The organism is Paraburkholderia atlantica (genome assembly GCF_009362785.1).
Taxonomy (GTDB): domain Bacteria; phylum Pseudomonadota; class Gammaproteobacteria; order Burkholderiales; family Burkholderiaceae; genus Paraburkholderia; species Paraburkholderia atlantica.
Window position 1 is genome coordinate 66,497 of sequence record NZ_WHNQ01000035.1, and the last position, 10,189, is coordinate 76,685.

5 protein-coding genes, 1 rRNA gene, 1 pseudogene and 2 riboswitches are annotated in these 10,189 nt (G+C 65.4%); of the genes and pseudogenes, 5 read left to right on the forward strand and 2 right to left on the reverse strand.

Annotation, left to right across the window (positions count from 1 at the left end):
- Positions 1-41: 41 nt before the first annotated feature.
- Positions 42-767: pseudogene (gene cobA / locus GCT19_RS44650) on the reverse strand (uroporphyrinogen-III C-methyltransferase); the annotation flags it as partial.
- A 244-nt stretch (positions 768-1,011) separates the two neighbouring features.
- Positions 1,012-1,272, reverse strand: a riboswitch (cobalamin riboswitch).
- Between the two features lie 81 nt (positions 1,273-1,353).
- Positions 1,354-1,630: riboswitch (cobalamin riboswitch) on the forward strand.
- A gap of 203 nt (positions 1,631-1,833) precedes the next feature.
- Between cobA and cobW the strand changes: the two are divergent.
- The 4 genes from cobW to GCT19_RS33160 are packed head-to-tail and all read left to right on the forward strand — an operon-like array spanning position 1,834 to position 8,516.
- Complete coding sequence (cobW, locus tag GCT19_RS33145; protein ID WP_321576913.1) at positions 1,834-2,925, forward strand: cobalamin biosynthesis protein CobW; 1,092 nt, start codon at positions 1,834-1,836, stop codon at positions 2,923-2,925.
- A 13-nt stretch (positions 2,926-2,938) separates the two neighbouring features.
- Positions 2,939-6,757, forward strand: a complete 3,819-nt coding sequence (cobN, locus tag GCT19_RS33150; protein WP_152854289.1) for a cobaltochelatase subunit CobN — start codon at positions 2,939-2,941, stop codon at positions 6,755-6,757.
- Positions 6,754-7,845: an ATP-binding protein gene (locus GCT19_RS33155; protein WP_152854290.1), complete on the forward strand. Its 1,092-nt coding sequence runs from the start codon at positions 6,754-6,756 to the stop codon at positions 7,843-7,845. Before cobN ends, GCT19_RS33155 begins: the two co-directional genes overlap by 4 nt.
- Positions 7,846-7,901: 56 nt before the next feature.
- Entirely contained in the window at positions 7,902-8,516 is a 615-nt protein-coding gene (locus tag GCT19_RS33160) for a vWA domain-containing protein (protein ID WP_321576911.1), read from the forward strand.
- Between the two features lie 65 nt (positions 8,517-8,581).
- Here the strand turns inward: GCT19_RS33160 and GCT19_RS33165 are convergent, their stop codons facing one another.
- Complete coding sequence (locus GCT19_RS33165) at positions 8,582-9,526, reverse strand: flagellar brake protein (RefSeq protein ID WP_018433208.1); 945 nt, start codon at positions 9,524-9,526, stop codon at positions 8,582-8,584.
- A gap of 577 nt (positions 9,527-10,103) precedes the next feature.
- On the opposite strand from GCT19_RS33165, the gene GCT19_RS33170 reads away from it, so the two are divergent.
- A 16S ribosomal RNA gene (locus GCT19_RS33170) occupies positions 10,104-10,189 on the forward strand; the annotation flags it as partial.

The window sequence follows — 10,189 nt, forward strand, 5'->3', positions numbered from 1 at the left end:
GCGCCCGCAGCTAGTTCGGGATCAACCCGGCCGTCGCACGTGGCCGCTTCACGCGCAAGCGCGAGCGAAGCCACGCCGCCGATCACGACGATTGCCGGCGAGCCGAGCCCCGCGCGCACGACCGCCTCGGCAAACTCGCGCAGCGGCGCGAGCACGTGACGCTGCTCGGGCCGCGTCGCCGATTCGATCGCCGCGCAGGGCGTATCGGCGGACATCCCAGCCGCGAGCAACGCGCCGACGATTTCGCCGAGCCGCCGCATGCCCATATAGATCACGAGCGTCATGCGCGTCGCGGCGAGCGCGGCCCAGTCCGGCTCGCCGCTGCCGGCGCCGTGGCCGGTGACGAACACGACACCCTGCGCGTAATCGCGATGCGTGACCGCGATGCCGAGCGTCGCGGGTGCAGCGATGCCGGCCGTGATGCCGTTGATCACGTCGACGTCGATACCCGCCGCCTGCAGCGCCTGCAACTCTTCGCCGCCGCGGCCGAACACGAACGGATCGCCGCCTTTGAGCCGCGCCACGCTGCGTCCCGCGCGCAGATGCCCGAGCATTTGCGCGACGATATCGGCTTGCGGCGTCGACGGATGGCCGCCGCGCTTGCCGACGTACACGACTTGCGCGTTGGCGCGTGCGAACTGCAGTACGTCGGGATTGACCAGATCGTCGACCAGCACGACATCGGCCTGCGCGAGCGCACGGGTGGCCTTCAGCGTCATCAGTTCGACGTCGCCGGGACCGGCGCCGATCAGCCAGGCGCGCGTCATCGCGGCGTGCATGGCGCGGCCCATGCGGAGATGGGAGGAGAGAAGCGGCGCGCGACGGTGCACGCGGCAGTGAATATAGAGGTCATGCGGTACAGCGAATCCGGGCGCGGCCACTCGTGCGGTTCGCGGCGGATTCTTCAGAGAGAACGCCACGACACGCGCGATGCCGCGCTGCTACGCCTTCACATCCGTTCCCCGCGGATTCCGGCGGCCGGCGGCGCAACCTGATGCACGGATGCATGCGGCGCCGCCTCCGCGTCTGGCCGGTATCCGGGCTGGCGGCCTCACGCGCTTCGCCTTCCCGTCCCGGTTTGCAGATTCGCGGGGACAGTGGCATCAAAAAACGCATGCGCGGCACGTCGGAATCGAAGCTGAATCGAATCGCGCGCCGCAGGTCGCTTACCGTTGCGGGGACAGCACAGGTTGAACGCACGAGGCGCTGCCTGTTTCCCGTTTAACTGCACACGCGAGCGCATGTGCGGGCACCAAACGCGCGCATACGATAGCACATGGCGCCTTGCCGGATAAGCGTCGGCGGCGCTTTCCGGCACCGTGCGTTCCTTGACTGCGCAAGGCCGCGGGCCTACACTCGCACGCACTTTGGGTGCTCGCGTGCGCGTTCCTGCGCATGCAGTTAAACGGGAAACAGGGAGCCATCTGCGCTAGAGCGGCTAACCTGTGCTGTCCCCGCAACGGTAAGCGAAAAGCGGTTCCGGCTTGATAGCCGGGCGCCGCGGTGCCGGCTTCGATGTCCTCGCGCAAGGTCGCGTCGACATATCACCACTGGACGAGAAACCACTCGTCCGGGAAGGGGAAGCGGCGCTTTCGCCAGCCCGGATACCGGCCCGAAGATGCAGAACGACCGCCGCGGGGATGCGGCGGCGCGTTCATGACCTCAGTTCCGCTTTCTGAATTTCCGTTGTCGCGGCAATGCCGTCGTTCGTCCCCGTGTCTGGTGATCGCTGGTACTGTTGCGCGTGCTTCATTCGCTCCATTCGCCAGCCGATGCAGGCCGATGCGCGGACTTGGCGGCAGACCGATGCAACGCAAAGGGATGGACCTCACGATGCAAACTCAATTGCGCAAGATTCCCGTCACGATCGTCACCGGCTTTCTCGGCAGTGGCAAAACGACGTTGCTGCGGCACATTCTTCAGCATGCGGGCGGCAAGCGCATCGCGGTGATCGTCAACGAGTTCGGCGAACTCGGCATCGACGGCGAAATCCTCAAGGGCTGCGGTATCGGTTGCGATGAAAACGGCGTCGAGACCGAAGGGCAATTGTATGAACTCGCGAACGGTTGCTTGTGCTGCACCGTGCAGGAAGAGTTTTTCCCGGTGATGGAAAAGCTCGCGGAACGGCGCGATGAACTCGATCATGTGCTGATCGAAACGTCGGGGCTCGCATTGCCGAAGCCGCTCGTGCAGGCGTTCAACTGGCCGCAGATCCGCAATGGCTTCACGGTCGACGCGGTGGTGACGGTGGTCGACGGCCCGGCCGCCGCAAGCGGCCAGTTCGCCGATAATCCGGTCGCCGTCGATGCGCAGCGCAAGGCCGATCCGAATCTCGATCACGAATCGCCGCTGCACGAGTTGTTCGAAGACCAGTTGTCGGCCGCCGATCTGGTGATTCTGAACAAGACCGATCTGATCGACGACGCGCGCCAGCACGAAGTGGAAGCCGCGATCCGCGCTGAGATTCCGCCGCAAGTGAAGATCGTGCGCGCGCAGCAGGGACAACTCGACCTGCATACGCTGCTGGGGCTCGAGGCGGCGTCGGAACAGACGATCCATCTGCGTCACGACCACCACGGTTCCGCCGACGACCCCGATCATCACCACGACGAATTCGATTCGGTCGTCGTGCAGGCATCGGTGCCGTCGCGCGACGCGGCGCTCGCCGCGTTGCGGACGCTGGTCGAAAACCACACGATTTACCGTGTCAAAGGCTTCGCGGCGCTGCCGGGCGCGCCGATGCGTCTCGTGATCCAGGGCGTGGGCCGGCGCTTCGACAGCTACTTCGACCGGCGCTGGCAGGCGGGCGAAAACGGCGACGGCGAGTTGAGCCGCTTCGTGCTGATCGGCGAAGACCTCGATCAACCCGCGCTGCAACAGGCGTTCGACGCGGCGCTCGGCGCGACGTCGAACGCGACGGCATAACGGGCGCACCAGCATGCATCTGCTGCGCACGACGCCGGGCGGCTTCGTCGACGATACGCAGGGCGTGATCCGCATCGATCAGCAGCCCGCCGATATCGTCGTGCTCAGTTCCGCCGACACCACGTTGTCGCTGCTCGCGAGCGTGGTGCCGCGTCTCGGCGATGGCTTCCCGAGCCTGCGGCTCGCGAACGTCACGTATCTGCGTCAGCCGGCCTCGGTCGATTTCTATCTCGACGACGTGTTGCAGCATGCGCGCGTGGTCGTCGTCGATCACCTCGGCGGCGAAGCGTATTGGCCGTATGGCATCGAGCAGGTCGTCGCGCTCGCGCAGCGCAAACAGCAAACGCTGGCGATGTTTTCCGGCGATCTGCAGGAAGACCCGAACCTGCTCGCGCGCAGCACCGCGAGCGCCGAGTTGTGTCAGCAGTTGTGGCGCTATCTGCGCGAGGGCGGTCCGCAGAACGCCGAGGCGTTTTTGCGCTGCATCGCGTATCGCGCATTCGACTGGGGGAGCGAGCCCGAGCCACCGCGCGCATTGCCGGCCGCGTCGCTGTATCACCCCGAGCGCGATACGCCCACCGTCGCCGATTGGCAGGCGCGTTGGCGCGAGGACGCACCGGTCGTCGCGATTCTGTTTTACAAGGCGCATCTGCAGGCTGCCAATACCGCGGTGTTCGATGCGCTGATCGATGCGCTCGAAGCGCAAGGGCTCAATCCGCTGCCGCTTGCGATCACGTCGTTGAAGGATGCGATGAGCCGCGATGTCGTGCAGTCGCTGTGCGCGCAACATGGCGTCGCGCTGGTGCTGAACACGACCGCGTTCGCCGCGTCCGCAATCGACGACCCCGAGCCGCTCGCGCTCGCCGGCGACGCGCCGGTGTTCCAGGTGATCCTGAGCGGCGGCAATCGCGAAGACTGGCTGAAGGACAACCACGGCCTCAATTCGCGCGACATCGCGATGCACGTCGCGCTGCCGGAAGTGGACGGCCGCATCATCACGCGCGCGATCAGCTTCAAGGGGCTCGCATATCGCTGTGCGCATACGCAGGTCGACGTGGTGCGCTATCAGCCGGACCTCGAACGGGTGCGCTTTCTCGCCGAGCTGAGCCGCCGCTGGTGCCGTCTGCGTTCGCTCGATAACGCCGACAAGAAAGTCGCATTGATTCTCGCGAACTATCCGATGAGCGAAGGGCGCATCGGCAATGGCGTGGGGCTCGATACGCCGGCGTCGGTGGTCGGCATTCTGTCGATGCTGCGCGATGAAGGCTATCGTGTTGGCGAATTGCCCGACCACGGCGACGCGCTGTTGAACAGGCTGACCGAAGGCGTGACCAACGATCCCGTGGTGCGCGATCTGCGCCCGGCCCTGCAAAGCCTTGCACTCGACGACTACCTCGCGCATTTCGACGCGTTGCCGGCGAGCGTGCGCGACGCGTTGAACGCGCGCTGGGGCAAGCCCGAGCAGGACCCGACGCTGCGGCGCGGCCGCTTCATGATCGCGGGCTGGCGCTGCGGGCAGGTGTTCGTCGGCATTCAGCCTTCGCGTTCGCGCGAGCAAGGCGACTATGCGAGCTATCACGATGCGGAGCTCGTACCGCCGCATGCGTACCTCGCGTTCTACTTCTGGCTGCGCCATCAGTTCGGCATCGACGCGGTCGTGCACGTCGGCAAGCACGGCAACCTGGAATGGCTGCCGGGCAAAAGCGTCGCATTGAGCGACGCGTGCTGGCCCGATCTGATTCTCGGACCGATGCCGCATCTGTATCCGTTCATCGTCAACGATCCGGGCGAGGGCAGCCAGGCGAAGCGGCGCGCGCAGGCGGTGATCATCGATCATCTGATGCCGCCGCTGACGCGCGCTGAAAACTATGGGCCGCTGCAAGACCTCGAACGCCAGGTCGACGAATACTACGAAGCCTTGATGGTTGATGCGCGCCGCGCGAAGCTCTTGCGTCGCACGATTCTGGCGACGATCGTCGAGCATCGGGTGCATGAAGAGCTGAGTCTCGCGGCGCCGAACGGACAGCACGATGAGGACGCGCTGCTCACGCGCGTCGATGCGTGGCTGTGCGAGCTGAAGGAAGCGCAGATTCGCGATGGCCTGCATACGTTCGGGCAGTCGCCGCGCGGCGTGCAGCGGCGCGATACGCTGCTCGCGCTCGGGCGCTTTCCGATCGGCGATGGACGGGGCGGCAACGCAGGACTCGTCGACGCGCTGGCGCGCGATCTGCGCATCGATCATCTGTTCGATCCGTTGAGCGTGGATTGGGCCGCCGCATGGGACGGCCCACGTTCCGAGGTATTGCAGCGGGTCAGTGACGCACCGTGGCGACATTACGGCGATACGCGCGAGCGCCTGGAGTTGCTCGCGGGCGAACTGTTGCGCGGCGTCTGCGGTGTCGATCGCGATGACGCGGATCGTTCGCAGGCCGTTGCGGTAGCCGACGAAAGTCTGCCGCAAGCGGCACAGGTGATCGCGCGCCTGCGCGACGACGTGCTGCCGCGCCTCGACGCTTGCGGCCCGCAGGAAATGACGCAGCTCAAGCGCGGCCTCGAAGGACGTTTCGTGCCGCCGGGTCCAAGCGGTTCGCCGTCGCGCGGCCGGCCCGACGTATTGCCCACCGGCCGCAACTTCTATTCGGTCGACACGCGCGCGGTGCCGACCCAAGCCGCGTGGGCACTCGGCCTGAAATCGGCGCAGCAACTGATCGAGCGGCATCTGCAGGAGCATGGCGATTATCCGCGCGCGATCGGCCTGTCGGTCTGGGGCACCGCGACGATGCGCACCGGCGGCGACGATATCGCGCAGGCGCTCGCGCTGCTCGGCGTGCGGCCGAAGTGGGCGCCGGGCAGTCATCGCGTGACGGACTTCGAGATCATGCCGATCGAAGCGTTCGACCGGCCGCGTATCGACGTTACGTTGCGCGTATCCGGCTTCTTTCGCGATGCGTTCGCGAACGTGATGCATCTGTTCGATGCTGCCGTGCAAGCGGTTGCCGAACTCGATGAGCCCGCGGAGCTGAATCCGATTCGCGCGCGCGTGCTGCGCGAACGCGATGCGCTGATCGCGCGCGGCATGGAGCCGGTCGAGGCGCGCAAGCGCGCCGGCTGGCGCGTATTCAGTGCGCGACCCGGCGCGTACGGCGCGGGTCTTCAGCAGATGATCGACTCGCGCCAATGGCAGAGCGACGCCGACCTGGCGAACGCGTATCAGGCGTGGGGCGGATATGCGTATGCGCAGAAGAGCGCGGGCGAGGAAGCGCATCACGCGTTTGGCGCCCGCCTCGCAGCGATGGACGTGGTGCTGCAGAACCAGGACAACCGCGAGCACGACGTGCTCGATTCGAACGACTACTACCAGTTTCAGGGCGGCATGGTCGCGGCGGTACGGCATCTGGCCGGTCAGCAGCCGCGCGTCTATCACGCCGATCACAGCAATCCTGCCGGGCCGCGCGTGCGCACGTTGCAGGAGGAGATCGCGCGCGTGATCCGCTCGCGCGTGGTCAATCCGAAATGGCTCGACGGCGTGAAGCGCCACGGCTACAAGGGCGCGGCCGAGATCGCCGCGACCGTCGACTATCTGTATGGCTACGACGCGACCGCGCGCGTGATCGCGGATCATCAATACGCGCTCGTCGCCGATGCTTATCTGAACGACGCCGACACCCGCGCGTTCATGCAAAGGCACAATCCCCATGCGCTGCATTCGATCTGCGAGCGTTTGCTCGAAGCGATGCAGCGGGGGCTGTGGCAGCAGCCGGGCGACTATCGCGCGCAGGTGGAAGCGCATCTGCTTGCGAGCGAACAGCAGATCGAAGGAAGACAAACATGAATGGAGCGATGCGAGGAACGGACGACCTGGGTGGCGCCGGCTCCTCATCGGGCACCGCGTCGCGGCCGGTTTTTCCGTTTGCGGCGCTGATTGGCCAGACTTCATTGCAGCAGGCGTTGGTGCTTGCCGCGATCGATCCGGGCTTGGGCGGCGTCCTGATCAGCGGACCGCGCGGCACCGCGAAGTCGACTGCCGCGCGCGCTCTTGCCGAGTTGCTGCCGGAAGGGCAGCTCGTGAATTTGCCGCTTGGCGCGAGCGAGGATCGTCTGATCGGCACGCTCGATATCGAAACCGTGTTGCGCGACGGCTCTGTGCGCTTCTCGCCGGGGCTGCTCGCGAAGGCGCATCGCGGCGTGCTGTACGTCGATGAAGTCAATCTGCTGCCCGACGCGCTCGTCGATGCGTTGCTCGATGCGGCGGCGAGCGGCGTGAATACCGTCGAACGCGATGGCGTGTCGCATAGTCATGACGCGAGCTTCGTGCTGATCGGCACGATGAATCCCGAAGAGGGCGAGTTGCGGCCCCAGCTGATCGACCGCTTCGGTCTGATGGTGGAGTTGCAGAACGCGTTCGAGCCGCAGGTGCGGCAGGCGATCGTCAAAGCGCGGTTCGCGTTCGATCTCGATCCCGTCGGGTTTCGTGCCGCCTACGCGGACCAGCAGGCTTCCTACGTGCAGCGAATTCGCTCGGCGCGTGCGGCGCTGCCGCTGCTGTGGTTCGATGACGCAGTCCATGCGCGCGTGAGCACGCTATGCATCGACGCGGCCGTCGACGGCCTGCGCGCCGATCTCGTGATGCTGCGCGCGGCGCGCGCACTGGCCGCGTTCGAACAGGCGGATGCGGTGACGGTCGGACATGTGGAGCGCGTCGCCGATGCGGTGCTGCTTCATCGGCAGCGTCAACATGATTCGCAGCGTGCGAATCAGAGTCAGCCGGAAAGCGAGGCGCGGTCGCAAGGCGTCGATCGGGGTGCGTCTGGCGATACGGCGAGATCTTCCGCCGACTCCGACTGGGGCTACCTGCCGCCCGAGCCGACCGCCACTGTGCCCGTCAAACGCGTCATTCCGCTCGACGTAAAAAAACGCTGAGCCATCGGAAGGGCGCCGCCGCTGACTCGCGCAGCGGTTTTCGATGGCGGCAAGGCGTGGGCGCGGGCTCGCGCGATGTGTCGCGCGGCGAACCGGGCCGGCGCATTGCCTGGCCACCGACGCTCGCGGCGATGCGAGAGCGCACGCTGCGTCGCGAGCATCTGCGCTTCGCACGCGAAACGCCGCGCGGCGGTGTGCTGCATTGTTTCGTGCTCGATTGCTCCGGCTCGATGCTGGCGGGCCAACGCCTCGCGCTCGCGAAGGGTCTACTGACTGCCTTGTTCGACCGTGCGAGTGGGATGCGCGCCGAGGCCGCGCTGATCTGCTTCGGCGGTGGGGGCGCGGACGTCCGCTTCGGCCCCGCCGTGCCGCGCTGGTGGAACGAGCGATGGCTTGCGCCCGTGGGCGGAGGCGGCGGCTCGCCGCTCGCGTCGGGCGTGCGTAGCGCCGCGCACTTGCTCGAGCGCAGTGCACGACGGCGGCCGGCTCAGCAGCGCTGGCTCTGGATACTGACCGACGGCCGCACGCGCGACGAACCCGCGCGGCCGGCCGACGCCGATGAAGTCGTGTTCGTTGATTTCGAGCGTGGGGCGATACGGCTCGGCCGTTGCGAGGTGTTGGCCATGGCGTGGGGAGCGCGGCGGTTGACGCCGGAAGAGTTGATCGGCTGATCGACGTGTGCGCAGCGAAGTCGGCCAACTGCGTCGGCACGGGCGTTGATTGCTGGCCGTAGCGCTTATTTCAGTCCGTTGGACCAGTGCTGCACATCCTCCTGACGATCGAACACGAACACCTTCATTGCCATCTGTTGAGCGGAATCGAGTTGATCCAGTTCGAGCCCATGCATGGACGGCTCGCCAGGCGTCTTGCCCTTCTGAACGTTGCGGATCACTGCCGTCGTCTCGATCTGCGAATCGTACTCGGCCGACTTCAGCCGGAACGCGATGCGCAGGCGCTCGCCGACCTCGCCCAATGTCCATGACGCACACAGCGACATGCCGAGTGCGCTGATGCCTTTGGCGAGTCCGAGGCCTTCGTACGTGTCGCCGGTCCCACCGATGCCGAACCGCACGGGCAGATGCGCGTGGACGCGGACCGATTTGCGCTCGCGTAGCCGGCGGACCAAGCCAGGTCTCGACAACACCACATAGTCGAACGGCACGCGGCAGACTGCTTCGACCGTGCAGACGAAACGGAACACGGCTTGACTCGCGATCGCGACGAGTTCGACGTTATCGCCGGGCGTGAGCGGCAGCGGCTGGCCGTGCTGCATCGGAGGCGTGACGAACAGCGCATGATTCGGCGCGAAACCGATAATGCGGCATGGGTGCATCGGCGCGCCGCTGCCGAGTTGCGAACGCATGCCGATCAATGCGCCGATCTCGAGGTGCATGTCCTTCAGCGTCAGCTCGCCGGTGTGATCAGGCTGAGCCTTGGGCGCCGGCGGTTGTTGGGCGCCGAGGTCGTGCAGGTCGCCGCGGTGCGGGTGGAAGTGTTGAAACAGAAAGGCGCGTTCGTCGACGGTCGCGAGCGTCGTCGCGCTTGCGAAGAGCAGCGTGCCGTCGGCATCGACGATCGGCCATGGGAGCGGTGTGCCTACCGGCACCGAATCAGGCTCGAGCACCGGCGATGCAGCGGCGCGCTGGGTTTCCTCGACGTGTGCGTCGACGGGATTGTCCATAGTCGGCAGCTAAGTTAAGTGGCGGGATGATCTGATTGACGGCGAGCAAGGGTGAAACTTTAATTTGGGGAGCGGCGGTCGGTTCGAGCTGTGCTCGGACTATTTTGTTTTGTCGGTATCTGGATCTCGGTGTATTGAATCGGAAGGCTAACTATTTTTGCTTCTTTTTGGGGCTGACGTGAGTTGACTCTTTTGCGGGTCCTCGGTGATTGGATGGAGAAGAGAGCCTTTTGCTCCCAAAAGAAATTCGCAGAAGGGGCTTGACGCGTTGTCGATCGCTCTCCATAATCTCGTTTCTCTGCTGCAGACGCAGCGACGCAAACGAAGCGGTGCCGGGTAGTGGTGGTTCAGGCGCTGCGGGTTGGGCGGATCGATCTTTAAAAACTAACAGCCGATAAGTGTGGGCGCTTGATGCGGAATGCGGCGGCGGATTCTCCGGGGTCTGCTGCAAGGCAAAAGTATCAGAAGCCTCACACAGTATTAGAGGAAGGTTTATCTGTCGAAAGACGGATTGATCATCGTCAGTACGTTGAGTGAGCGACCGGTTCATAACTGAACCGAAAACAGTAACAGGTTTGAACTGAAGAGTTTGATCCTGGCTCAGATTGAACGCTGGCGGCATGCCTTACACATGCAAGTCGAACGGCAGCACGGACTTCGGTC